Here is a 26427-nt window from a genome sequence, read left to right on the forward strand (position 1 = left end):
ATGGATTGTATAATTACCTTAAAATATAATGGAGATAATGAAGAATTAAATATATCAAATAAATATATAGAGAAAGTAAAATATAAACTTAGTATTCCTAAAATAAATAGTATAAATCAAAAAAATGAAAGTAATATAATTGAAATTACTGGACGACTTACTGAAATGACTAGTGAAGATAATTTTGAAAGAGAACAAAATCTTTTAAAATGGTCTATAGAAAAAGAAGAAAATATATTTAGTTATTATAGAAATATAGTAATAGATGTTGTACATAAAGGAAATTTAATAAGGCGAAATAAATTTTATTTTATGGAAGTAAAAGAGTATAAAACTGATTTAAGAGAAAATAAATTTAAATTAGTTTTAAAACAAAAACTTGACAAGCTAACTTGGGTTGCTTTTGATGAAGATAACATTAAAAAATTAGATGAAGAATATATTAAAAATTACAATAGTAATTTAAATAAACATAAAATAAAAAAAGAAAAACAAGAAGAAAATATAAATATTTTAATACCTAAAAAAGTAGATAAAATAGTTGAAATTAAAGATGAGAAAAAAGAAATTAATAAAGATTTTAATCAAAATTTTACTAAGGTTGAAATAAATAATAAAATTAGTTGTAAAAATACAGAAAAAATAGGTGACCCATTTAATATAGTAACAGGTAGTTTTTTAATAGAGCAATGTGATTTAGTTATAAATGATATATTAGAAGAAGTTGCTATAGAAAGATTTTATGAATCTATAGATGATGAAGTGTCTCAAGTAGGAAAAGGTTGGCATTTAAGTATTTTTAGTAGTTTATTAATAAATGAAAATCAAACTAAAATAAAAATAAAAACATTTGATAATAAAATAGAAATATTTGATATAATTGAAGAAGAGATAAAAAATATTAGAAATGATGATAAAACATTAAGTTTAAAGAAAATAGAAAATAGATATTCATTATATAATAATATAACAAAACAAACTTTAATTTATAAAGAAAATGGATTATTATTATATGTTATAGATAAAAATGGTAATAAAAGAGAGTATGAATATGAAGAAAATATATTAAAAAAAATAAATTTTCCAAGTGGGCAATATTTGGAGTTTAAAATAAAAGATGGAAAAATAATAAAGATAATAGATAATATGAATCGTCAAATAAAATATGAATATGACGGGGATTATTTAATAAGTGTGGAAATACCAAATGGTGGTATAGAAAGATATATATATAATAAACAAGGGGTAATAGAAAGTGTAATAAACGCTGAAGGTATAGCTTTTGTAAATAATAAATACGATAATAAAAATAGGATAATATATCAAAGATTATCAACAGAGCAGGAATATCAAGTAATATATGATGATGAAAATAGGGTAAATACATATTTATTACCAAAAATGAATAGAGAAACAAAATACATATATAATAAAGATAATGTAGTAACAAAAATATTATATCAAGATGAAACATATGAAGAAAAAAAATATGACATATGGGAAAATCTTATATATGTAAAAGATAGATTAGGAAATGAAACAAGATATGTATATAATAAAAATTGTTTAAGGCTAGAAGGACATTTAGCTAATGGATTAAGTATATATTATGAATATGATGAAAAAAATAATTTAATTAAAGAATTTGATAATGCTGGAAAAGAAAGTAAATATGAATATGATGAAAAAGGTAATTTAATAAAAAGTATAGCTAAAATAGATGATGAAAGAGAACAAATAGTTTTATATAAATATGATAAATATGGAAGAATTATAAAAGAAATAGACTCTGAAGGAAGAGAAAAAACATTTGAATATAACTTTAATGAAGGTCAGTTTAATAAACCTACAAAATATATAACAAGTGAAGAAAATGTATATAAATATACTTATGATAAAGGTGGAAGACGCCAAACAGCAGAGAATAAATATGGGATAATAACATTTGAGTATGACTCAATGAATATAATGACAAAAGAAATAGACCAACTTAATAATATAAGAAAATATGAATATGACCAAATGTTTAACCTAAAAAAAATAATATTACCTAATAACATAGAAAAAGGAATAGGGAAAAAATATGAATATGACCCATTTCATAAAGTGTTAAAAATAGAAGATGAAGAGGGTAATATATATGTAACACCTAGAGATTATGAGGGTAATATATTAAAAGAAATAAACCCTAATACGTATGATAAAGAAATAAATGATGGTTTAGGAATATCATATGAATATGATGAATATAACAACAAGGTAAAAGTAATATATCCAGATGAAGCAATAGAAAGGATAAAATATGATGCTAATGGAAATATTATAAAAAGAATATCACCAGAGCAATATGACAAAGAGATAGATGATGGTGTAGGATATACATATGAATATGATTGTATGAATAGGTTAATACAAATTAGCGACCCAAGACATAATATATTAAAAAGATATGTATATGATTTATCTGGAAATATTATAAAAGAAATAAATTCGTATGGGTATAAAACAGGAAGTACAGATGAAGAAAAAGTAGGTATTTTATATAAATACAACAATACAAATTGGCTAATAGAAAAAAGAGAACCAGTAACAAAATATGAATATAGATTAACAACATATGATTATGATTTATCTGGAAATATTGTAAAAGAAAATAGATATGTAGAATATCAAACTAAAGATAGTTATGTTGGAGAAATTCATACAATAAGTTTTGATTATGATAAAGATAATAGAAGAATAAAAGTAAGTGATTGTACAGGAGCAGTACAAGAATATAGCTATAATGCATTTAACAAAATAGCCACAGAAAGAAGAAAAATAAATAATACTATGTGGCAAGAAATAGTATATAATTATGATAAATCTGGTAGACTTATAGAAGTAAAAAGGCTTGGAGATAAAGAAGTTGATGATTCTATAACAAAATATGAATATGACAAAAATGGCAATATAACAAGAATAAAAACACCTAATGGATATGAAATAATAAGAGAATATGACAATATAGATAGATTAATAAGTGAAAGACATATTGAAAAAGGTGGCATAAATAATATTACTAAATTTAAATATGATAAAGCTAGCAATCTTATTGGAATTATAGACAATAATGGTAGAGAGACTATTATTGAGTATGATTTATTAAATAGAGAAATACGAAGAATAGAAAAAGATGGAAGTATATCAAGAAAATATTATAATGTTAATGGATTATTATCAAAAGAGATAAAGCCTGAACAATATAATAAAGAAGATGATAATGGTTTAGGGTATCAATATAATTATAATCCACAAGGACAATTAATAACTATAATTGCACCAAATGGACAAGTAGTACAAACAAATAGTTACGATACAGAAGGAAGATTATTAAATCAAATAGACGGAGAAGAAAATACTATAAGCTTTGAGTATGATTTGATAGGTAATAAAACTATAATAAGGTCAAAAGGTGAATTAAGACAGAGGTTTGAATATGACGCAAGAGGAAATATTATAGGAATATTAGATGGAGAAAAAAATCATACCAAGTATGTGTTGGATAAATGGGGAAAAATAACTCAAATAGAAAAACCAGATGGAAGTAATGAAAAATATACATATGATTATATAGGAAATATAACAAGCTCTACAGATGGAGAAAATAAAATAACACAATATATATATAATATTTCAGGGAAAATAAAAGCTATAATTGACCCAAATGGAGAGAAAGAACAATATTTTTATGACCTTGAAGATAGGTTGAATGAAAAAATTGATAGAAATGGAAATGTAATACAGTATGGATATAATATGTATTCAAACTTACTGTATAGAAAAACAAAAGATAATAGCGTACAAGAAATTTATAAATATTCTAAAGAAGGATATTTAGAAAATGCTATATCTAACGGAATGCAATATAATTATACATATGATATAATGGGTAGAATAGAAAATAAAACAGCTAGTGGAAGAACTTTAATATCATATGAATATGATAAAAATGGCAATAAAATAAAAGAATTAGATATAACAGGAAAAGTAACTAAATTTGAATATAATGAGTTAGATTTATTAAAAAAGGTATCATATAATGAAAATACCATAGCAACATATGATTATTATAAAAATGGTTTGATAAAAAATATTAATAATGGAAATTTAACTCAACAATATAAATATGATGCAGATTTAAACTTAAGTGAGTTAGAAGTAAGGCATAACAATGATTTAATAGTTTCAAATGTATACAAATATTATACAAATGGAAATAGAAAAACTAAACAAATGTTTGATAGTTTAACAAGATATTTCTATACAGAAATAGGTCAATTAAAAAAGGTTAAATCAGAAAAATATGAAGAAGAATTATTTTATGATAAATCTGGAAATAGGACAAGTCGTATTGTAAATGGCAATAAAGAGTTTTATAACTATGATAATAGAAATAGGCTTATAAAACTTACAAAAGAAAATAAAACTATAGATTTTAAATGGGATAATTCGGGAAATCTTCTACAAGATGATAAAGCAACTTATACATATAATGGATTTAATCAAGTAATAAAAGTAGAAACATTTGATGGTAATATACAGATAAATCGTTATGATGCAGAAGGTTTACGTTATGAAATGGAAGAAAATGAACAACTTATCCAATTTATTTTTAATACAGAACGAGAAGTAATAGCAGAAAAAGAAGATGAATGGACAGTATATATAAGATGTTCAGAGCTTCTAGCTAGTAGTAATCAATATGCAAAAACATATTATCATTATGCAAATGATGAAATGGGAAGTTGTACTCATATAGTAGATAATAGTAAAATTTTAAATGAGTATGAATATGATGCGTGGGGTAATGTTGTAGAAGAAAAAGAGACAATAAAAAATAGATTTAAATTTAATGGACAACAATTAGACCCAATAACTACTCAATATTATTTAAGAGCTAGATTTTATAACCCAGTAATATCAAGATTTATACAAGAAGATACATATAGGGGAGATGGGTTAAATTTATACACTTATTGCTCTAATAACCCGATTTATTATGTTGACCCTACAGGTCATAACGGTACGTGTCAAGGGGCATATGCAAGCCTTAGAGATACATATAACTTTACAGAAAAAGCATTAGAGCATATATTTGAAGGCGAAATAAATAGAAGAGGGGCTGTAGTTGGTGGTCATTATGAACCTACAATGTATTATTTTAGCCGAGAAGATAAACAAATATATGTAAGCAACAGAACTCAACCTACTTATGAGGGGGTTTATAGAGGAGATGTTGAAATTAATGGTATAATAAAACAAGGTGGGTCTACATTTTTCCCACAACATTGGACAATGCAAAATGTTATAAACGGTATAAATATTGCTTATGAAAACAAATCTTTAATTCCAGGCACTAATAAATATAGAGGAACAGCTTATGGAGTAACTATAGAAATGTATTTAGACCCTAGTGGTAGAATAGCAACGGCATTTCCTAAAATGTAAAAAAATTATAGGAGGATTTTAATGAAAAATATATTTTTTCAATTTTATGATGAAGATGTTAAAGATGAAAAGTGTATAGACTGGAGCATAAAATTAGAAGGTAATAATTGGCTTATAGAACAATTGTTAAAAACTCAATTAGAATTATATTTAGAAAAACGATTTGACTTTTTAGATATATTAAATAATGCTTTATCGGGTAAAGTTTTATTTGAAGAATATTCAGATTTTACATTATATGTAAAAATAACTAAAGAAATAACAACAATTGAATATGAACTAGATTATATACATATTAATACCAATCCTTTAAATTTTCAAGAAACTACAATTAAAAATTTAACAGATGAAGAGAAAATTTGTCAAATAAATACACAAGAATTAAAAGAAATATTTATATACTGTATAAATGAATTAGAAAAATATAAAAAAGAATATGCTATTAAAGGTATTAAATTATATTAATCTATATTAAAATAAAGGCTCTTTGTTAAATTAATAGAGAGCCTTTATTTTTAAATTATAACAAGTGGTTGCCTATACTCTTGTTTATTTTTTATATTTTGTGATAAATAATATATATCTGTAGATATAATTTCTTTGTTTAAATAGTACATAGACTTATTATCTAATAAATTTTTGGCATTTTTTAAATTTGTTATAATAGGTACTTTAGCATTAGTTGTTAAATCTTTTAATAAATGAGAAGAAGATTTTTTAAAGCCTAAAACTCTTATATAAGAATTTAAATTTTGCTTTAAATATATTTGGTCTTCTTTTGTTATGTTTAAAATAATATGTAAAATAGCTCTTTGTAATTTTGTGTAGGTATATCTTTTAGATTTTATATTAGATATTAAACTTGTTATTGATGGGCTATCAATATTTTCTATTATTTTATTTTCTATACCTTCAGTTATGTCGGCTATTTGTTTGATATTTTCTATGTTAGTTGTTTTTAAAATATATTTTAATATATTTGTATATTTATCTAATGTCGGAATATTATGAGGTAAAATATTTTGTATTATATCAAAACAATTTTTAGGCATAACATTTTTTATATTATCATAATCATTATTAAATATGGCATATCTTATAGCAGTTGCAGAGGCAATGTTTCCATTTATATTATTAGAATGAAAATTTGAATTTTCTCTTTTTATAGTTTTTGGAATTATTTTGCTATTTAGCTTATTTATAGCTTTTAAATATTCAATAGCTAAAATATTATTTGGTTCTTCTAAAAAATTTAAAGGTTTATTTGTAATGTTTTGTAAAGCCTTTAATCTAGCTTTAGGAAAAGATAAGCCTTCATTTAAAAAATTATTGAGTGATTGCTTAAAAAGATGTGGTTCATTTGATAAAATATTTGATACCTCTAAAAAATTATCTAAAAGGCCTTCTTCACTACCAAAACAAATATTCTTTACAATATTAGTTTTATCTAAAATATCGATAGCACCTAAAGAAAAAAGCTCGGCAGAGGCTGTTGCAAAAGTTAAAGGTAGTTCTAAAACAATGTCTGCCCCGTTTAATAAAGCCATTTTTGTTCTTATATATTTATCAAAGATTGCAGGCTCACTTCTTTGTGAAAAGTTACCACTCATAACAACTATACAATATTTACTATTAGTTTTTTCTTTGGATTTTTCTATATGTAATTTATGACCATTATGAAATGGATTGTACTCTGTAATAATTCCTAACATTTGACTAGCCTTTCTTTTATCTTAATTATAGCTATTATAATTATATTTTTGTAAATGAAAGTATAATAATTTTTGATATTTGATAAACCACCATATAAAATGGTGGTTTTAATGTTTATAATTATTAGTTATTTTTAGTTTTTCTAGATATAATTAAATATGGAACAGCAACAAATATTGCACCACCTATTATATTACCAATAGTAGCTAAAGATATGTTATATAAAATTCCATTTATAGTTATATCTGAGTTAGGGCTTATTAAACCAATAGTTAATAAGCTCATATTAGCTATACTATGTTCAAAACTTGAAGTTACAAAAGATAATATACACCAAAAAATCATTATTAGTTTACCACTTTCAGACTTACATCTATAACCAGTCCAAGTAGCAAGACAAACTAATATGTTACACATAATAGCTCTAGTAATAATTTCTAGTGGCTGTAAGTTTATTTTAGAATTTGCTGTTTTTATAAAAAATTCTGGTATGTATCCATCTTTTAAAAATCCGCCTAAGAAGAATAATAAAACTATAATTAATGAGCCAACTAAATTACCTAAATAACACATAACCCATAGTTTTATACCGTCTAACCAGCTTATAGTTTTTTTATTAACACCTACTGTCATTACAAAGTTATTACCAGTAAAAAGTTCTGCACCAGCAAAAGCTACTAAGCTTAAAGCCATACCAAAACATATACCAACAATAAGTTTATAACCGGAAAAATCGTGTAACATTCCTCCTACTGAAAAAGCAAATACAACACCTAAAGAGACGTATATACCTGCTAATATTGCAGAAAAAAAGTACCCTAAAGTATTTGTTTTTAATAAAGATACTTTTTTATATGCAGATTTAGAAACTTCTTCTATTTCTTCTCTAAACATAAATATTATTCCTTTCTTAATAATTATAACATTTTTGCAACTTTTTAATTCTATCATAAATTAACATTAAAATCAATATTTTTAATAATTTATAACATTTTTTATAAAATTAATAATAAATAATTATAAAAATTAAATTTATAGTTTTTTAATAAATAATAATTATTATCTACTTGACTATTTATATTTTTTATGTATAATAATATTATAAAAGCTTTAATTATGGAGGTATAAATATATGGATAGAAATAAAATTATTTGTAGATGCTTTAATGTATCTGCTGGTGCTATCGAAGATGCAGTAAAATCTGGAGCAACTACATTTGAACAAGTTCAAGCTAAAACAAGCTGTAGCACAGGTTGTGGCTGCTGTGAGATAGACGTTAGAGAATTAATAAAAGAATTAACAAAATAGATTTTTACTATATATAATTTGTATAGTAAACTAAAATTGATAAAATAAATTTAAAAAGGTATGGATATTAAACCATACCTTTTTAAATTTATTTTAAAATACTATATAAGTTATATTATTTAGTTATTAGTGTTAACTGTATTAATATCACATATAGAGTAAACAGTTATATCTCCATTTGTATTATTTACACCCATTATTCCATCGCCAGCTGTAAAAACTTTACCATCAATATTCTCTTTTATTGGAATAGGTATATTTTGTGGTGATGTTGTAATATTAGTAATAACAGTAGTAGGTGTATTTTGTAATGTTACTGTGTTTATAGCATTATCTGTAGTAGTTGTAAGAGTAGAACTATTTAAAACATTTTCAGTTGTGCTAGATAACAAGTCTGTTGGTTTAACACTAGTTATGTTTGTAATAGTTTGAACATCTTTAGTAGTTGTAGTTAATGTTTCTATAACATTTGCAGTTGTAGGTGTTGCAATATTATTAATTGGTGTTGTAGTTATACTATTAATTAATTTAGTAGGAACAGTTGAAGATGTAACAGTATCAATAACAGGAATATTAGTAGAAGAAACAGTTTTAATAAATGTATCTGTTGTAGGAGTTCCTATTTGGTTAACTGTAGTAGTAGTTGCATTTTCAGTTGATCCACCTAAAAGATTAGTATTATCGTTTAATACATATTTAGTTGTATTACCATTAAATGATATATTTTGGTTACCTGCTGTAACATTTAAAACAATATCATTAGTTGGATTATTACCATCAATAGATTTAGCCGGTATTGTTACAGTAAGGGTACCTGTACCAGTTGAAGATATAGCCGGTATACTTAAAGATGTAGGAATAATATTTCTTAATATGTCTACGTTAGATATTACACCAGTTATACTACTTCCACCAGTAAAACCAGTAACAACAGTACCTGTTGTAGATGAAACTTGATTTATAACATTTTTTGTAGTGTTTGTAACATTTGTGACAACATTTGTATCATCATTTGTATCTATGTTGGATACAACTGTTACAGGTGTAGCTGTAATAGGAGCACTAACTTCTACTGTGTTTGGTGTTAAACCAGTCAATAAAGTATTATTTTCAGTTTCTACTTGTGAAACTACATCTACATCGTTAAGTGTAATAGAGTTTACAACTGGTATATTTGTATTTTCTAATGTTGCACTATTTAAAACATCTACATTAGTTGTATTAAGTGTTGAAGACTGTAAAGCATTACCAGTAGTTATTCCAGTTATAAGTTCTACTGTTTGAGACTGTGTAGAATTACCATTGTAGCTAATAGCATCTATTGCACCGATATTTTGATTAATGTAATTTTGAATACCTTGAGCACATTGAATATCTGTATTAGAATTACAAGAATCACAGTTATTATAAGAATATTTATCTGGTACTGAGCAAGTAGTAGTTATATTTTTAATACTATTTAATAATGAAGAATTAAAAGCACTACTAGTAGTTGTAGAAGTTAAAATAGTTATTTTTGCAATATCACAAAGTGAAATAGCTATACCTTGAGCTATTAACGTTGTTTTTGTTAGTTCTATAGAGTTTATAGTTAATTTAGAAAAGTTTATAGTATTTGTTATACCATCATTAGTAGTTATTTCTACGTCTATATTAAATCCTAAAAGATTTTCATTTTTTACCGCATTTATTATTTCTAGTAAAGTTTTTCTTATACTATTTAGTGAGCAAGAATTATCTATTTTATCTGGAGCACAAACTTGGTTACAATCGCAATCACAACCACAGTAGCCTCTATTTGAATAATTATATAAGCTCATTTTTAAGCCCCTTTCTATATAAAAAAAATTTATACAATATACTTGTACATTATATAGTATGTAAAAAGGTAGTTTTATGCTACTAAAATATATAAAATTATTTATAAAATACTAGAAATTTGTTATAAACTTATATATAATATATTATTGTAAATATATAAAATTTATTTTAATATATTATAAAACTAATACTTAAAACAAACTAAAATAAATTTATGGGGTGAAATATTTGAAAAATATAAGTTTTGTTGTTATAAATATACTTTTCTTTATAGGATATTTTAATTTTAATATTTATGCTAGTCAACAATATATATCCGTAGGGTTATCAAAATATCAAAATACAAGTGCTATATCATTAGATAATAAAAATATAGTATTGGGGAAAAATAATAATAGCATATTTCAAGAAGATATAGGTTTAAGTACGAATAGTAATTATGTTATTAAGGGGCTAAGTACATATTCTATAAAATATAATAATGTATTTTATAATTATAATGAAGCTTTAAATTTTTCTACAAGTTATAAAGATAGTTATATTTATAAAGATGATAAGTGGTATGTTATGATTGGTAATTTTAGCAATATATTAGATGCAGATAATTTTATACGTAGTCAAAACATTAGTGGAGAAATAGTTAAGATAGAAAATAGCATTGGTATATATGATAATAATAAATTAATATTAGGATATAAAGATATTGTTTCTATAAAATCTAATAATAACATATCTATATCAAACAAAGAATATAGAAATTTTATAAATATTATATGTAAAAATAATACTTTAAACGTTACAAATATTTTAGATATAGAAGAATATTTATATGGTGTTGTACCTTCTGAAATGCCGTCATCTTGGCCTAAAGAGGCTTTAAAGGCACAATCTGTTGCTTGTAGAAATTATGCTTATTCTAATATAGGTGTACATAAAAACGAAGGTTATGATGTTTGTGATACAGTTCATTGTCAAGTATATAATGGAGTATCTGGAGAAAAACAAAGCACCAATGAAGCAGTAAATGAAACAAAAGGTATTTTTGCTTATTATAATAATGAAAAAATAAATGCAGTTTATTCTTCATCTAGTGGTGGATATACAGATGATTCAGAAAATGTATGGAACACTAGTGTACCTTATTTAAAAGCTGTAAAAGATGAATATGAAGAAGGAGCTAAACAATGGACTAGAACATTTACTTTTGATGAATTATCTTCTGTAGCATCTGTTGGAACGGTAAATGAAGTTATATTAGAAAGTTCCCCGGTTACCGGCAGAGCTATATCTTTAACTTTTGTAGGTACAAATGGAAAAAAAGTATTAGAAAAAGAAGAAATTAGAACATTTTTTTCTAAATTTAAAGGTGGTAGCTTAGAGAGTAGAAATTTTAAAATGGCTCAAAGTAGTAACTATTCTAATACCAATATTACAAGTAATAATAGCATAAATAAATATTATGGAATATCATCTAAAGGAAATAATGTAATAGATAAGGATAATTATTTTACAATAAATAAAGATAATAATACGGTAAAATCTAGTGAAATGTTTGTTATTGATAAAAGTGGAAATAAAACTAATATATTATCTACCAATAATAAACCAACAAATACTACAACTAATTTTGCATCAAAAATAAGTAAAACAGATTCAAATTCAATTACATTTGTTGGCAAAGGCTGGGGACACGGCGTTGGTATGAGCCAATATGGAGCAAATAGTTTAGCTAAAAAAGGATATAAATTTGATGAAATTTTAAAATATTATTATATAGGAATTGAAGTAAGATAAGGAGATAAATATGAAATTAAAAGATTTTTATTTTGATTTACCAGAAAGGCTTATAGCACAAACGCCTTTAAAAGATAGGACTAGCTCTAAACTTATGGTTGTAAATAAAGAAACAGGAGAGATAAAACATGAACATAGCTTTAAAGATATATTAAACTATCTAAAAGAGGGTGATTGTTTAGTTTTAAATGATACAAAGGTAATACCAGCAAGACTTTTTGGAAAAAGAAAACATACAGGAGCAAATATAGAAATATTATTATTAGAGCGAAAATCTGATAATAAATGGGAAGCACTTGTAAATCCTGGTAAAAAAGCAAAAATAGGGGATACAATAGTTTTTGGTGAAGGTATATTAGAAGGTACTATTGAAGAAATAATAGAAGGTGGCAATAGAATTATACGTTTTAAATACGATGGAATATTTGAAGAAGTTTTGGACAAGCTTGGGCAAATGCCTTTACCACCTTACATAAAACAACGTCTTGAAGATAAAGATAGATATCAAACAGTATATGCTAAAAATGAGGGGTCATCAGCAGCACCAACAGCAGGTTTACATTTTACAAATGAGCTTTTAGAAGAGGTAAAAAATAAAGGTATAAAAATAGCAAAGCTTACATTACACGTAGGGCTAGGAACTTTTAGACCAGTAAAAGTAGATAATATATTAGAACACAAAATGCATTCAGAATATTATAGTTTAGATGAAGAAAATGCTAAAATTATTAATGAAGCTAAGAAAAATGGTGGAAGAATAATAACAGTAGGGACAACAAGCACTAGAACTTTAGAATCTATTGCAGATGAAAATGGAATTGTAAAAGCAGATAGTGGATATACAGATATTTTTATATATCCATCTTATAAATTTAAAATAGTAGATAGCCTTATAACGAATTTTCATTTGCCAGAATCTAGCTTAATAATGTTAGTTAGTGCATTTTCTACTAGAGACAATATAATTAATGCTTATAATGAAGCAGTTTTAAATGAATATAGATTTTTTAGTTTTGGAGATGCAATGTTTTTAACAAAGTGGTGATTATATGGATTTATTTGAATATCAAAAAGAAAAATTATTAAAAAAAGAAGCGCCATTAGCAAATAGGCTAAGACCACAAACTTTGGAAGAATTTGTTGGACAAGAGCACATAATAGGTAAAGATACTTTACTTTATAGGGCTATTAAGGCAGATAAAATTTCTTCATTAATACTATATGGACCATCAGGAACAGGTAAAACAACCCTTGCAAAGATTATATCTAACATAACAAAAAGTAATTTTATTCAAATAAATGGTGTTGTATCTGGAGCTAAAGATATAAAAGAAGTAGCAGATAAAGCTAAAATTAATATATCAATTAATGGAAAAAAAACAATACTTTTTATAGATGAAATACATAGATTTAATAAAATGCAACAAGATATATTATTACCATATGTAGAAGAGGGAACAATTATTTTAATTGGAGCTACAACAGAAAATCCGTATTTTGAAGTCAATAAAGCCTTAATATCTAGAAGTATTATATTTAAATTAGAGCAATTATCTAATAATAATATTAAAAAAATTATAAAACGAGCTATAGAAGATGATGAAAGAGGATTAGGTCATTTTAATATAAAAATAGATGAAGATGCACTAGATTTTTTAGCAAATATATGTAATGGAGATGCTAGAATAGCATTAAATGCAATAGAATTAGCAGGCCTTACAACAGAAAAAATAGATGATTATATACATATTGATTTAAAAATAGCACAACAGTGTATACAAAAACGTGCAATAAACTATGATAAAAATGGAGATAATCATTATGACACTATATCGGCTTTTATAAAAAGCATGAGAGGTAGCGACCCAGATGCAGCTGTTTATTATCTTGCAAAAATGTTATATGCAGGGGAAGACCCTAAATTTATAGCTAGAAGAATAGTTATTTGTGCATCTGAAGATGTGGGAAATGCAGACCCTAGAGCATTACAAATTGCTGTATCGGCTTTTCAAGCGACAGAGATGATTGGTATGCCAGAATGTAGAATAATTTTATCTCAAGCAGTATGCTATGTGGCAAGTGCTCCAAAAAGCAATTCTTCATATGTAGCAATAAATAAGGCTATGGAAGATGTAAAAAATATAAAAATAAAACAAATACCGCCACATCTTAAAGATTGTCATTATAATGGAGCAACTCAATTAGGTAATGGTATAGATTATAAATATGCACATAATTATGAAAAAAACTATGTAAACCAACAATATTTACCAGATGAAATAAAAAATAATATTTATTATGAACCATCTGATAATGGATATGAAAAAAATATTAAAAAATGGTTAGAGTTTTTAAAAACTAATTAAATGAAATATATAAAAAGGCAAAAACACTAAGTATATATTAGTATTTTTGCTTTTTATAGTTAAACTAATATTATAAAAAAAAGTATATAATAACTGTCATAATACCAGCAACACCAATAGCTATACCACTTAAAGCACCTTCTACTTCTCCCATTTCTATAGCTTTAGATGTTCCAACACCGTGGCTAGATGTACCTATTGCTAAACCAATAGCAACTGGATTTTTTAGTTTAAATATTTTAACTAAAACAGGTGATAAAATAGCACCTAAAATACCTGTTATACAAACGCAAGTAATGGTTATTGGTACAATACCGCCAGTTTTTTTTGCTAAATCCATTGCAATAGGGACAGTAACAGATTTTGGCATTATAGCAGATGTAATACTATCATCTAAACCAAATATTTTACACATAAAAATTATACTTGTTATAGATACTAAAGAACCTACAAACACACCTATTATAATAGGCAAAAAATTATGTTTTATTATTTTTATTTTATGATACATAGATATTGCAAGTGCAGAAGTTGCAGGAGTAAGCATCATATTTATTATACTGCCCCCTTGTTGATAGCTACTAGATGGTATTTTAAATAATAATAAAAAACTAATAATAAATATTATAGAGAGTATAAAAGGGGAACATAAAGGAGATTTAACCTTTTTATAAATTAATGTACCTATTTCAAATGCTATAAGCGTAAGACTAATTCCAAAAAGAGGATTATTTACTATTTGTTCCATTTTTTTGTATCCTTTCTTGTATTTTTATTACTAAATTTACTGTATATGCAGTAGATAAAAATGTTAATAAAAAGCTAACAATACTTATAAATAATATAGGAAATATTTTATCTTTTATATAAGGAAATTCATCTATTAAAGATACGGCAGGAGGTATAAAAAATATTGCTATATGATTTTGCAAAAATTCTCCTACATTTTGTACTTTTTTTATATCTATAATTTTACTAACTAATAATATAAATAACATAACCATTGCTATTAAGCTAGCAGGAAATGTAAAAGGCAAAAAGCTAGATAAGATTTGACTAATAAAACTTATAAAAAATAAAATTGATAATTGTTGTATAATCATAAAAAACTCCTTTCAAAAGTATTTTACATATATATTCTACAACAATACTACACATTAAATCAATATAACTAATATTGAAAATAAATTAATAAATAATAAAAAATATATCTAATAATAACAAACATTAAATATTTATAAAAAAATTATTGACAAAATAGTTTTCTAGTGATAAAATTTTAAAAGCAAATTAAGAGAAATAAAAAACTAAGGAGGAATATGTATGAATAATTTAAAGAAATTAAGAGATATTAATATTATTTTATATATTCTTTTACTTAATATTTATTATATTTTATAAGCAATAGATGAGTATTATTATTTTATTCATTTATTGCTATTTTTTTGAGAAAAATTAAATTATATACAACAGGAGGCTTTCTATGTTAAAAAGAAAAGATTTGTTAGATATAAAATCTTTATCAGAAGATGAGATTTTAGCTATATTACATACTGCTAAAGATATGAAAAATAAAATAGAAAATAGTTCACTTAGAAGTAATGAGCTTAAAAATAAAAGTATTCTAACTTTATTTTATGAAAATAGCACAAGAACTAAAATGTCATTTATGTTAGCAGCCGACTATTTAGGAGCAAAACCAGAAGATTTGGGTATTTCTACAAGTAGTGTTAATAAAGGAGAAAGCCTTATAGATACAGGGGTTACATTAGACCAAATGGGGATAGATGCTATAATAATAAGACACTCTTTTACAGGTGCTAGCCATTTATTAGCAAAAAATGTTAAAGCTTGTGTTATAAATGCAGGAGATGGGAGCAATGAGCATCCAACACAGGCACTTTTAGATATGTATAGCATAATAGAAGAAAAAGGGAAAATAGAAGGTCTTAATATAGCTATAATAGGGGATATAGCTAATAGCCGTGTAGCTAGAAGTAATGTTTTTGCTCTAACAAAGCTAGGAGCTAATGTTACTCTTGCAGGTCCTTCTACATTAGTATCAAAAAATATGGAAACTTTAGATAAAAATGTAAAAGTAGTAAATAACATACAAGAAGGTATAAAAAATGCAGATGTTATAATGGGGCTTAGGGTACAATTTGAAAGACAAAAGACAGTACCTTTTCCTAATAATAGAGAATATCATCAATTTTTTGGATTAAAAGAAGATATGTTAAAATATGCTAAAGACAATGCTACAATTATGCACCCAGGGCCTGTAAATAGAGGGGTAGAACTTAGTACAAGTATTATAGATAGCAAAAATTGTATAATAAATGAACAAGTAAAAAATGGTGTTGCTATTAGAATGGCTATTTTAAAACTATTGTTAGAAAACAGATAATATAATAAGATAGGGAGAATATATATGAAAATATTAATAAAAAATGGTAGACTTATTGACCCGCTTAATAATATAGACGAAAAAATGGATATATTAATAAGTAATGGGATAGTGGCTAAAATATCAGAAAACATAACAGATAATGTAGATAAAACAATAGATGCTACTAATATGTGGGTTACACCAGGTCTTATAGACTTACATGTACATCTTAGAGAACCAGGATATGAACATAAAGAAACTATAGCTACAGGTACAAGAAGTGCTGTTATGGGAGGATTTACTACTATATGTTGTATGCCAAACACAAAACCTGTTATTGATAATGAAATATTAGTAGAATATATTAAAATGAAAGCAGAACGTGAAGGTGTTTGTAAAGTGTTACCTATTGGCGCTATAACAGTAGGACAAAAAGGAGAAAGTCTTGCAGATATAGGTAAAATGGCAAGTGTAGGAGCTTGCGCTATATCAGAAGATGGATTTACCGTGGAAAACGCTTCTCTTATGAAAACGGCTATAAAATATGCAGAAATGTTTAATATACCAGTATTTTCACACTGTGAAGAAGCAAGCCTTGCAAAAGGTAGTATGAACGCAGGTGATACTGCTATGAAATTAGGGTTAAAAGGTATATCTAACGATAGTGAAGATATTATTGTGTCAAGAGATATTATTTTAGCAGATAGCTTAAAAGCTCCTATACATCTTTGCCATATAAGTACAAAAGGAGCAGTTGATTTGATAAAAGAGGCTAAAGCTAGAGGGTCTAAAGTTACGGCAGAGGCAACTCCACATCATTTTACACTTATAGATGAAGATATAACAGAATATGATGCAAACTTTAAAATGAACCCACCTCTAAGAAGTATACAAGATAGAGCGGCTATTATAGAAGGGCTTAAAAATGATACAATACAGGTTATAGCAACAGACCATGCTCCACATCATATAGATGAAAAAAATTGCGAATTTGAAAGAGCTTTAAATGGGATAGTTGGGCTTGAAACTGCACTTAGTCTTAGTATAACTGAACTTGTAGAAAAAGGCGTTTTAACACCTTCTAAGATGATAGAAAAATTTACTAAAAATCCAGCACAAGTTTTAAGAAGAAAAGATTTAGGACATTTATCAATAGGTGCTAATGCAGATATTACAATAATAGACCCTAATTTAAAATATAATATAAACGTAGAAAATTTTGCATCTAAAGGTAAAAATAGCCCTTTTAATAATAGAGAAGTAAAGGGGAAAGTTTTATATACTTTAGTAGATGGTAAAATAATAGTTGAAGAGGGACAACTTAGAGAGGAGTTTAAATAATGGTTATAGATAGGCTAATAGATAAAATTAATCAAACGGGCAACCCTACGGTTGTAGGACTAGACCCAAGATTAGATTATATACCTAGTTTCATTATAGAGAGAAAATATGAGAAATTTGGACATAGTTTAAAAGCAGTTGCAGAGGCTATGTATGATTTTAATAAATATATAATAGACGAAATATATGACCTTGTACCAGCAGTTAAACCTCAAATAGCAATGTATGAAAGATATGGAATAGAAGGGCTTAATACATATTTAAAAACTATAGAACATGCTAAAGAAAAGGGTCTAATAATCATAGGAGATATTAAAAGAAGTGATATAGCATCTACTGCAGAGGCTTATTCTGACGGACATATAGGTAGAACTGTTGTAAAAGAAAATAGCTTTGATGTATTTAAACAAGATTTTATTACACTTAACCCTTATTTAGGCTCAGATAGTATTACACCATTTTTAGAAGACTGTAAAAAATATGAAAAAGGTTTATTTATACTAGCTAAAACTTCTAACCCTAATAGTGGAGAAATTCAAGATTTAATTGTAGATGGTAAACCTTTATATGAAAAAATAGGTTATCTTATTGACAAATGGGGAAGCGAACTTATAGGTAAAAATGGTTATAGCGAGGTTGGAGCCGTTGTTGGAGCTACCCATAAAGAGCAAGCTAAAAGATTAAGACAAATAATGCCTAAAAGTTTTTTTCTTGTACCAGGTTATGGTGCACAAGGTGGAAAAGCAGAAGATTTAGCAGTATGTTTTGATAAAAATGGAATAGGTGCTATTATAAATTCTTCAAGAGGCATTATTGCAAATCACCTTAAAGAAGAGTTTAAAACACTTAAAGGTAAGGATTTTGCAAAAGCTAGTAGACAAGCAGTTATTGAAATGAAAGAAGATTTAAGGAGGTATATTTAATTGAATAAAAAATCTATTAAAGCCAAATTAATATTAGAAAATGGAAAAGTTTTTAATGGAAAAGCTTTTGGATATATAAAAGAAAGTGTTGGAGAAGTAGTTTTTACAACTGGTATGACAGGATATCAAGAAACACTGACAGACCCTTCTTTTGCAGGACAAATAGTAACTATGACATATCCACTTATTGGTAATTATGGTATAAATCTTGAAGATATGGAAAGTATTAAACCTTATTTAAAAGGATTTGTTGTAAGAGAAAAATGTGATTTACCTAACAATTGGCGTTGTGAAATGGAGCTAGATGGATTTTTAAACCAACATAAAATAGTTGGTATAGAAGGTATAGACACAAGAGCATTAACAAGAACATTAAGAAATAGTGGAACAATGAGAGGGATAATTACTATTAGAGATGATTTAACTCCTTCTCAAATAAAGCAAAAGTTTGAAACATATACAAATAAAAATGCAGTAAAAGAAGTTACTATACCAGAAAAATATGTTATAAATGGAAGAGGAACTCATCTTGCCGTTTTAGATTGTGGCATAAAAAAAGGAATATTAAAAGAACTTGAAAAGCGTGGTTGTAAGCTTAGTGTTTTTCCAGCTTTTGCTACATATGATGAAATAATGGGAGTAAATCCAGATGCAATTTTTCTAGGTAATGGTCCAGGAGACCCTAAAGACATACCAACTGTTGTAGAAGTAGTAAAAAAACTTATAGAAACAAAAATACCAGTTTTGGGAATATGTTTAGGACATCAAATATTAGGTCTTGCTTTAGGTTGTAATACAAAAAGGTTAAAATTTGGGCATCACGGAGGAAATCACCCTGTTAAAGATTTAAAAACAGGTAATGTATTTATAACATCACAAAACCACGAATTTGTAGTATGTGATTTATCAGATGATGTAGAGCCAACATTTATAAATGTAAATGACGGAAGTATAGAAGGAATTAGACATAAAACAAAACCTATTTATAGTGTTCAGTTCCACCCAGAGGCTAATCCAGGCCCACTTGATATGCAATTTTTATTTGATAGATTTTTAAAGATTATAGAGGAGGGTAAATAATATGCCAAAAGATATATCTATTAAAAAGGTACTTGTTATAGGCTCAGGGCCTATTGTTATTGGACAAGCAGCCGAATTTGACTATTCTGGGACACAAGCAGTATCGTCTTTTAAAGAAGAAGGAATAGAAGTTGTGTTAGTAAATTCCAATCCGGCTACTATTATGACAGATATAGGTATGGCACATTATACTTATATAGAACCTCTTAATATAGATTTTTTAGAAAAGGTAATAGCTAAAGAAAGACCAGATAGTATAATAGCAGGTATGGGAGGGCAAACAGGCTTAAACCTTGCTTGTGAGCTATATGATAAAGGTATTTTAGATAAATATCACGTTAGAGTAATTGGTACTTCTATTGCATCTATAAAAGAAGGTGAAGATAGAGATAGCTTTAAAAAGCTTATGGAAAGAACAAATCAACCTATTATAGAAAGTAAAATTATAACAGACCTTGAAGATGGTGTGGAATTTGCTAAAAAAATAGGTTACCCTGTTATAATAAGACCGGCTTATACTCTTGGTGGTACTGGTGGTGGTATAGCAGAAAATGAAGATGAATTTAGAGAAATTTGTGCTCAAGGCTTATATTTTAGCCGTGTAGGACAAGTTTTAATAGAAAAAAGTATAAAAGGTTGGAAAGAAATAGAGTTTGAAGTAATAAGAGATGGTGCGGGTAACTGTATTACTGTTTGTAGTATGGAAAATGTAGACCCAGTTGGTGTACATACAGGAGATAGTATAGTAGTAGCTCCTGCTCAAACTTTGACAGATAGAGAATATCAAATGCTTAGAACGGCAGCTATTAATATTATTAATTCTGTTGAGATAAAAGGTGGTTGTAATGTTCAGTTTGCATTAGATCCTAATAGTTATAACTATGCAGTTATAGAAATAAATCCACGTGTTAGCCGTTCATCTGCTCTTGCATCTAAAGCAACAGGCTATCCTATTGCTAAAGTAGCTACAAAAATAGCATTAGGGTATAATTTAGATGAAATTAAAAATGAGGTAACAGGAAAAACTTTTGCTTGTTTTGAACCTACTCTTGATTATGTTGTTTTAAAAATACCTAGATGGCCTTTTGATAAATTTTATGGTGCAAAAAGAACACTTGGGACAAAAATGATGGCAACAGGTGAGGTAATGGCTATTGCTAATAATTTTGAAATGGCACTTTTAAAAGGTGTACGTTCTTTAGAAATTGGGCAATATGGTCTTGAAAGAAAATCTTCTACTAATAGAGATTTAGAAGAGCTTAAAAAGCGTGTACAAGTACCAGATGATGAAAGGTTATTTGACCTTGCAGAGATGCTTAGAAGAAATTATCGTGTAGAAAAAGTTTGTGAAATAACAGGTATGGACCCATTTTTTGTAAATAAAATTAAAGGTATTGTTGATATGGAAGAGGCATTAAAAGAAATGTCTGTTGAAGATTTAGATGCCGATACTTTAAGATATTATAAACAAAAAGGCTTTTCAGATAAAATTATTGCTAAATATTTAAATGTTAGCCCACACAAAATTTATCAATTTAGAAAAGATAATTATATAATACCAGTTTATAAAATGGTTGATACTTGTGCCGGAGAGTTTGAGGCGGTTACACCTTATTATTATTCAACTTATGATGAAGAAAATGAGGCTATACCAACAGATAATAAAAAAGTTATGGTTATAGGGTCTGGCCCTATAAGGATAGGACAAGGTATAGAGTTTGACTATTGTTCTGTACGCTCTATTATGTCTTTAAAAGATGAAGGTATAGAAACTATTATAGTAAATAATAATCCAGAAACAGTAAGTACAGATTTTGACACCTCTGACAAACTTTATTTTGAACCTTTAACAGAAGAAGATGTGTTAAATATAGTTGAACAAGAAAAACCAAGCGGTGTAATATTACAGTTTGGTGGACAAACGGCTATTAAACTTGCAAACTTTTTTGATGAAATGGACATACCTATACTTGGAACAAAGCCAGAACAAATAGATATGGCAGAAGATAGAGAAAAATTTGATGAAATATTAGAAAGCTTAGGCATTATAAGACCTAAAGGAAAAGGTGTTTGGAGCGTAGAAGAAGGCGTTAAAATTGCTAATAATTTAGGGTTTCCTGTCTTAGTACGTCCATCTTATGTGTTAGGTGGTCAAGGTATGGAAATAACATATGAAGAAGAAGGACTTATAAAATATTTAACAGATGCCTTTGAAAAAGATAGTAAAAATCCTGTTTTAATAGATAGATATATAAATGGTCGTGAGCTAGAGGTAGATGCTATTTGTGATGGTGAAGATGTGTTTATACCTGGAATAATGGAACATCTTGAACGTGCCGGTGTACACTCTGGAGATAGTATATCTATATATCCACCTCAAAATGTAACACCAGAAATTAGACAGGAAATAATAGAAGTTACTAAAAAAATGGCTATAGCCCTTAAAGTTATTGGTATGATAAATATTCAGTTTATAGAATATAAAGGAGAGCTTAATATAATAGAAGTAAATCCACGCTCTTCAAGAACAGTTCCTTATATTAGCAAAGTAACGGGAGTTCCTATTATAGATATTGCTACTAAAGTAATGCTTGGAGAAAAACTTAAAGATTTAGGGCTTGGCACAGAAATAGCACAAGAGCCAAAAGTAGTATCTGTTAAAGTACCTGTTTTTTCTACTGAAAAATTGCCACAAGTTGAAGTTAGCTTAGGGCCAGAGATGAGGTCTACAGGAGAAGTGTTAGGTGTTGGATATAACCTACAAAATGCTTTATATAAAGGGTTTATAGCATCAGGTATGAAAATACCTAAAAAAGGTAGCACAATAGTTGCAACAATTAGAGATAGAGACCAAGAAAAATTTAAAGATATAGCTAAACGTTTTGATAATTTAGGTTGTCGTCTTATTGCTACATCAGGTACTGCTAAAGCTATTGAAGAAGCAGGTATTAATGTTCAAACTGTTAAAAAAATAAGCGAAGGGGTACCTAATATATTAGATATTATACGAAGTGGTATTGTAGATTTAATTATTGATATACCAGAAAAAGGTAATGATGTTGAAAGTGATGGCTTTAAAATTAGAAGAACTGCAGTTGAAAGTGCTGTAACTCTTATAACTTCTTTAGATACATTGGTAGCTATGCTTGAGGTTATGGAAAAAGATATAAAATTAGAAGATTTACAATTATTTGATATATCTAAAGATTTAAAATAGTTTTATTAATTCCCTAAAAAGACTTTCGTCTTTTTAGGGGTTATATCTGAAGGTGATATATTTATGGAAAATGTATTAAGTATTTTACAACCAGTACTTATTATTTTGGTAGTAGTTGGGATATTTGTAATTAGATATAATTTGGGTTATCCAATATACTTTAATATGTCATATATGATAGTTTTTAAATATTCGTTGTTTTATAAGGAAGGTATGGGATTTAAAGCAAAAAAAGCTACTGGTTATATAATGCAAAAAATTAAAACAAAAGATTTTAACAATATTAAATTTATATTAAATAATAATATAGAAAAAGGAGAAATTTATATTTATTTACTTGATAGAAATAAAAATGCCATAACTAGTTTTGATAGGGAAGATAATGAAAAATTTTTAAAAGTAAATTCAAATGAAGTTTATTATTTAAGGGTAATTTATGAAAAAGCAAAAGGAAAATTTGATTTAAGTTATGAACTGTTATAGCAGTTTTATTATATATGAAAGGGTCTAAAAAAATGAAAAAAACAGTGGTAAATGCTACAATTTTAAAAAATGAGCAAATAGCACCTGATATTTTTGATATGGTTTTACATACTACTTTAGCTAGAGATGCTAAAGCCGGCCAATTTATAAAGCTATATCCTGATAATAATAAAAATTTATTGCCACGACCTATAAGTATTTGTGAAATAGACAAAGAAAAAGAGACTTTAAGGATTGTTTATCAAAAAATAGGTGAAGGGACTTGCCTTTTTTCTACTATGAAGCAAGGTGATACTATTAGAGTATTAGGTAACTGTGGAAATGGTTATAAAATTTTTGAAGAAGAAAAAACGCATATTTTTGTAGGTGGTGGAATAGGCGTACCTCCACTTTTAGAAACTTGTAAACAAGTTAAAGGTAAAAAAATTGTTATTTTAGGTTTTAGAACAGGTCAATTTTTAAAAGAAGATTTTGAAAAATTAGGTGCTACTGTTTATATAGCAACTGATGATGGTTCTGTAGGTTTTAAAGGAAATGTTGTTGAACTTATGAAAAAAGAAAATATAACAGGTGACTATATATATTCTTGTGGACCAAAGCCTATGCTTTATGCCTTAACACAATATGCTAAAGATAAAAATATTTATACACAAGTATCTATGGAAGAGAGAATGGCTTGTGGAATAGGTGCTTGTGTTGGTTGTGTTATAAAAATATTTGAAAATGGGGAAATTGTACATAAAAAAGTTTGTAAAGATGGACCTGTTTTCAATTCTTTAGAGGTGGTATATAAATGAAAAATTTAAGTTTTAAAATAGGTGATGTAGAGTTTAAAAATCCTGTTATGAATGCCTCTGGAACATTTGGCAGTGGAAAAGAATATGTCGATTTTGTAGATTTAAACAAGCTAGGCGCAGTAGTTGTAAAAGGAGTTTCTAAAACCGCTTGGACAGGTAATGATACACCACGAATAGCAGAGGTTTATGGTGGTATGTTAAATAGTGTAGGGTTACAAAATCCTGGTGTAGATGTTTTTATTAAAGAGGATATACCATTTTTAAGGCAGTTTGATACTAAAATAATAGTTAATGTTTGTGGACATTCTTTAGATGAATATGTATCTGTTGTGGAAAGTTTACAAGAGGCAGATATAGATGCTTTAGAACTTAATATATCTTGTCCTAATGTAGCAGAAGGGTGTCTTAGTTTTGGCACAGATGCTAAAATGGTTGAAAAAGTAGTATCTACTGTTAAAAAAGTAGCTAAACAACCACTTATTGTAAAACTTACACCTAATGTTACCGATATAACAGAAATAGCTAAGGCAAGTGAAACTGGTGGAGCAGATGCAATATCACTTATTAATACTATTACTGGTATGAAAATTGATATACATAAAAGAAAGCCTATATTAGCTAAAAAAATGGGTGGCATGAGTGGTCCTGCTATTAAGCCTATTGCTGTTAGAATGGTTTATCAGGTAAATAAAGTTGTAAATATACCTATTATCGGTATGGGCGGTATATCTAATGGTGATGATGCTATAGAATTTATTTTAGCAGGTGCTAGTGGTGTTGCTGTTGGTACTGCAAATTTTATTAATCCTTATGCTACAATAGATGTTTTAGAGGGCATAAAAAGTTATATGGATAGATACAATATTAAAGATTTAAGAGAGATTAGAGGAATAGTAGATTAATATATATTAAAATAAAAATGATTAAGTTATATTTATATAACTTAATCATTTTAGATTAGAGATAAAATATTTTAGATTAATTTTTTTATTTTTATGATTTTAATAAAAATTTTAATCATAAAATGGTGGTTTGACTTAAAATAAAAATATATAAGGTTGTAGACTTTGTCTACAACCTTATATATTTTAATATTCTGGGTCTATAAGACCGTAAGAACCATCTTTTCTTTTATAAACAACATTAATATCATCTGTTGTAGCATTTCTAAATACAAAGAAATTATGAGAGATAAGTTCCATTTCCATAACGGCTTCTTCAGGGTCCATAGGTTTAATTTCAAATTTTTTAGTTCTATCTATTTTAATAGTATCTTCTTCATATTCAGTATCTATTTCATCAGAAATAGCTTTTAATTCATCTGTAAATGAAACATCTCTACGAGATTTATCTCTTAAACGATTTTTATATTTAACCATTTGTTTTTCTAATTTGTCAACAACTTCATCAATAGCAACATACATATCATCTCTTGTAACTTCTGCTCTTAAAACTCTTTTAGGAAGGTTAACAGTAACTTCTATTTTGTGATCTAGCTTAACAACAGATAAAGTTACATTTATATCTGTATTTTCAGGAAAAAGCCTTTCTAATCTATCAATTTTACTTGTAATTTTTTCTTTTAAAGCGTCTGTAACAGTAGTATTTTTAGCTTTAAATGTGTAACGCATAACTAACACTCCCTTTTATCCTATTATTAGATAAGTATTATTAATTATTTATCTATAATATATATTATTCTAC

20 protein-coding genes are annotated in these 26427 nt (G+C 26.7%); 14 read left to right on the top strand and 6 right to left on the bottom strand.

Annotated features, from left to right (window positions below):
- Positions 1-5490 (top strand): EndoU domain-containing protein, encoded by a 5490-nt coding sequence (locus NBW53_RS03620; RefSeq protein WP_250278723.1) that lies wholly within the window; start codon positions 1-3, stop codon positions 5488-5490.
- Positions 5491-5511: 21 nt separating this feature from the next.
- A complete protein-coding gene (locus NBW53_RS03625; RefSeq protein WP_250278724.1) occupies positions 5512-5955 on the top strand; it encodes a hypothetical protein in 444 nt (147 codons plus the stop codon).
- Positions 5956-6005: 50 nt separating this feature from the next.
- Here NBW53_RS03625 and NBW53_RS03630 read toward each other — a convergent pair whose 3' ends face one another.
- Positions 6006-7202, bottom strand: a complete 1197-nt coding sequence (locus tag NBW53_RS03630) for a nucleotidyltransferase (RefSeq protein WP_250278725.1) — start codon at positions 7200-7202, stop codon at positions 6006-6008.
- 124 nt (positions 7203-7326) lie between these two features.
- The gene (locus tag NBW53_RS03635) at positions 7327-8097 is read right to left on the bottom strand and encodes a formate/nitrite transporter family protein (RefSeq protein WP_250278726.1); all 771 of its coding nucleotides are present in this window, start codon (positions 8095-8097) and stop codon (positions 7327-7329) included.
- Positions 8098-8335: 238 nt separating this feature from the next.
- On the opposite strand from NBW53_RS03635, the gene NBW53_RS03640 reads away from it, so the two are divergent.
- Positions 8336-8512 carry a (2Fe-2S)-binding protein gene (locus NBW53_RS03640; protein WP_250278727.1) on the top strand — a complete coding sequence of 59 codons (177 nt, stop codon included), beginning with the start codon at positions 8336-8338 and terminating at the stop codon, positions 8510-8512.
- 119 nt (positions 8513-8631) lie between these two features.
- Here NBW53_RS03640 and NBW53_RS03645 read toward each other — a convergent pair whose 3' ends face one another.
- Positions 8632-10332, bottom strand: coding sequence for a hypothetical protein (locus tag NBW53_RS03645; RefSeq protein WP_250278728.1), 1701 nt, complete (start codon positions 10330-10332; stop codon positions 8632-8634).
- Positions 10333-10561: 229 nt separating this feature from the next.
- Here NBW53_RS03645 and NBW53_RS03650 point away from each other — a divergent pair, with 229 nt between their 5' ends.
- From NBW53_RS03650 to NBW53_RS03660, 3 genes are read left to right on the top strand one after another with little or no spacing between them, the layout of a single operon-like run.
- The gene (locus tag NBW53_RS03650; RefSeq protein WP_250278729.1) at positions 10562-12127 is read left to right on the top strand and encodes a SpoIID/LytB domain-containing protein; all 1566 of its coding nucleotides are present in this window, start codon (positions 10562-10564) and stop codon (positions 12125-12127) included.
- A 10-nt stretch (positions 12128-12137) separates the two neighbouring features.
- Entirely contained in the window at positions 12138-13172 is a 1035-nt protein-coding gene (gene queA / locus NBW53_RS03655; RefSeq protein WP_250278730.1) for a tRNA preQ1(34) S-adenosylmethionine ribosyltransferase-isomerase QueA, read from the top strand.
- A 4-nt stretch (positions 13173-13176) separates the two neighbouring features.
- Positions 13177-14493 (top strand): replication-associated recombination protein A, encoded by a 1317-nt coding sequence (locus NBW53_RS03660; RefSeq protein WP_250278731.1) that lies wholly within the window; start codon positions 13177-13179, stop codon positions 14491-14493.
- Positions 14494-14563: 70 nt separating this feature from the next.
- Here the strand turns inward: NBW53_RS03660 and NBW53_RS03665 are convergent, their stop codons facing one another.
- Both NBW53_RS03665 and NBW53_RS03670 read right to left on the bottom strand, forming a co-directional pair.
- Positions 14564-15241 (bottom strand): LrgB family protein, encoded by a 678-nt coding sequence (locus NBW53_RS03665; RefSeq protein ID WP_250278732.1) that lies wholly within the window; start codon positions 15239-15241, stop codon positions 14564-14566.
- Positions 15222-15596, bottom strand: coding sequence for a CidA/LrgA family protein (locus tag NBW53_RS03670; protein ID WP_250278733.1), 375 nt, complete (start codon positions 15594-15596; stop codon positions 15222-15224). Before NBW53_RS03670 ends, NBW53_RS03665 begins: the two co-directional genes overlap by 20 nt.
- A 380-nt stretch (positions 15597-15976) precedes the next feature.
- Between NBW53_RS03670 and NBW53_RS03675 the strand changes: the two genes are divergently transcribed.
- From NBW53_RS03675 to NBW53_RS03710, 8 genes are all read left to right on the top strand, one after another.
- Positions 15977-16900: an aspartate carbamoyltransferase catalytic subunit gene (locus NBW53_RS03675; protein ID WP_250278734.1), complete on the top strand. Its 924-nt coding sequence runs from the start codon at positions 15977-15979 to the stop codon at positions 16898-16900.
- Between the two features lie 24 nt (positions 16901-16924).
- Entirely contained in the window at positions 16925-18223 is a 1299-nt protein-coding gene (locus tag NBW53_RS03680) for a dihydroorotase (RefSeq protein WP_250278735.1), read from the top strand.
- Positions 18223-19146 (top strand): orotidine-5'-phosphate decarboxylase, encoded by a 924-nt coding sequence (gene pyrF / locus NBW53_RS03685; protein ID WP_250278736.1) that lies wholly within the window; start codon positions 18223-18225, stop codon positions 19144-19146. Before NBW53_RS03680 ends, pyrF begins: the two co-directional genes overlap by 1 nt.
- The gene (locus NBW53_RS03690; RefSeq protein WP_330651634.1) at positions 19147-20226 is read left to right on the top strand and encodes a carbamoyl phosphate synthase small subunit; all 1080 of its coding nucleotides are present in this window, start codon (positions 19147-19149) and stop codon (positions 20224-20226) included. It abuts the gene before it with no gap.
- Between the two features lies 1 nt (position 20227).
- On the top strand, positions 20228-23443 hold the full coding sequence (gene carB / locus NBW53_RS03695; RefSeq protein WP_250278737.1) for a carbamoyl-phosphate synthase large subunit: 3216 nt from the start codon (positions 20228-20230) through the stop codon (positions 23441-23443).
- Between the two features lie 63 nt (positions 23444-23506).
- Complete coding sequence (locus NBW53_RS03700; RefSeq protein ID WP_250278738.1) at positions 23507-23926, top strand: hypothetical protein; 420 nt, start codon at positions 23507-23509, stop codon at positions 23924-23926.
- Between the two features lie 14 nt (positions 23927-23940).
- Entirely contained in the window at positions 23941-24723 is a 783-nt protein-coding gene (locus NBW53_RS03705) for a dihydroorotate dehydrogenase electron transfer subunit (RefSeq protein ID WP_250278739.1), read from the top strand.
- Positions 24720-25625, top strand: a complete 906-nt coding sequence (locus tag NBW53_RS03710; RefSeq protein ID WP_250278740.1) for a dihydroorotate dehydrogenase — start codon at positions 24720-24722, stop codon at positions 25623-25625. Before NBW53_RS03705 ends, NBW53_RS03710 begins: the two co-directional genes overlap by 4 nt.
- A 186-nt stretch (positions 25626-25811) precedes the next feature.
- On the opposite strand, the gene hpf is transcribed toward NBW53_RS03710, so the two are convergent.
- Entirely contained in the window at positions 25812-26354 is a 543-nt protein-coding gene (gene hpf / locus NBW53_RS03715) for a ribosome hibernation-promoting factor, HPF/YfiA family (protein ID WP_250278741.1), read from the bottom strand.
- Positions 26355-26427 lie beyond the last annotated feature (73 nt).

It is taken from the genome of [Clostridium] colinum (genome assembly GCF_940677205.1).
GTDB classification, from domain to species: Bacteria; Bacillota; Clostridia; order Lachnospirales; family CAG-274; genus Tyzzerella; species Tyzzerella colina.

Bases quoted from the DNA above. Each gene is read 5' to 3' on its own strand.
- NBW53_RS03675 (WP_250278734.1), top strand. From the start codon at position 15,977: ATGTTAAAAAGAAAAGATTTGTTAGATATAAAATCTTTATCAGAAGAT.
- carB (WP_250278737.1), top strand. From the start codon at position 20,228: ATGCCAAAAGATATATCTATTAAAAAGGTACTTGTTATAGGCTCAGGG.
- NBW53_RS03640 (WP_250278727.1), top strand. From the start codon at position 8,336: ATGGATAGAAATAAAATTATTTGTAGATGCTTTAATGTATCTGCTGGT.
- NBW53_RS03665 (WP_250278732.1), bottom strand. From the start codon at position 15,241: ATGGAACAAATAGTAAATAATCCTCTTTTTGGAATTAGTCTTACGCTT.
- NBW53_RS03700 (WP_250278738.1), top strand. From the start codon at position 23,507: ATGGAAAATGTATTAAGTATTTTACAACCAGTACTTATTATTTTGGTA.
- queA (WP_250278730.1), top strand. From the start codon at position 12,138: ATGAAATTAAAAGATTTTTATTTTGATTTACCAGAAAGGCTTATAGCA.
- NBW53_RS03635 (WP_250278726.1), bottom strand. From the start codon at position 8,097: ATGTTTAGAGAAGAAATAGAAGAAGTTTCTAAATCTGCATATAAAAAA.
- hpf (WP_250278741.1), bottom strand. From the start codon at position 26,354: ATGCGTTACACATTTAAAGCTAAAAATACTACTGTTACAGACGCTTTA.
- NBW53_RS03710 (WP_250278740.1), top strand. From the start codon at position 24,720: ATGAAAAATTTAAGTTTTAAAATAGGTGATGTAGAGTTTAAAAATCCT.
- pyrF (WP_250278736.1), top strand. From the start codon at position 18,223: ATGGTTATAGATAGGCTAATAGATAAAATTAATCAAACGGGCAACCCT.
- NBW53_RS03705 (WP_250278739.1), top strand. From the start codon at position 23,941: ATGAAAGGGTCTAAAAAAATGAAAAAAACAGTGGTAAATGCTACAATT.
- NBW53_RS03660 (WP_250278731.1), top strand. From the start codon at position 13,177: ATGGATTTATTTGAATATCAAAAAGAAAAATTATTAAAAAAAGAAGCG.
- NBW53_RS03625 (WP_250278724.1), top strand. From the start codon at position 5,512: ATGAAAAATATATTTTTTCAATTTTATGATGAAGATGTTAAAGATGAA.
- NBW53_RS03620 (WP_250278723.1), top strand. From the start codon at position 1: ATGGATTGTATAATTACCTTAAAATATAATGGAGATAATGAAGAATTA.
- NBW53_RS03680 (WP_250278735.1), top strand. From the start codon at position 16,925: ATGAAAATATTAATAAAAAATGGTAGACTTATTGACCCGCTTAATAAT.
- NBW53_RS03630 (WP_250278725.1), bottom strand. From the start codon at position 7,202: ATGTTAGGAATTATTACAGAGTACAATCCATTTCATAATGGTCATAAA.
- NBW53_RS03670 (WP_250278733.1), bottom strand. From the start codon at position 15,596: ATGATTATACAACAATTATCAATTTTATTTTTTATAAGTTTTATTAGT.
- NBW53_RS03645 (WP_250278728.1), bottom strand. From the start codon at position 10,332: ATGAGCTTATATAATTATTCAAATAGAGGCTACTGTGGTTGTGATTGC.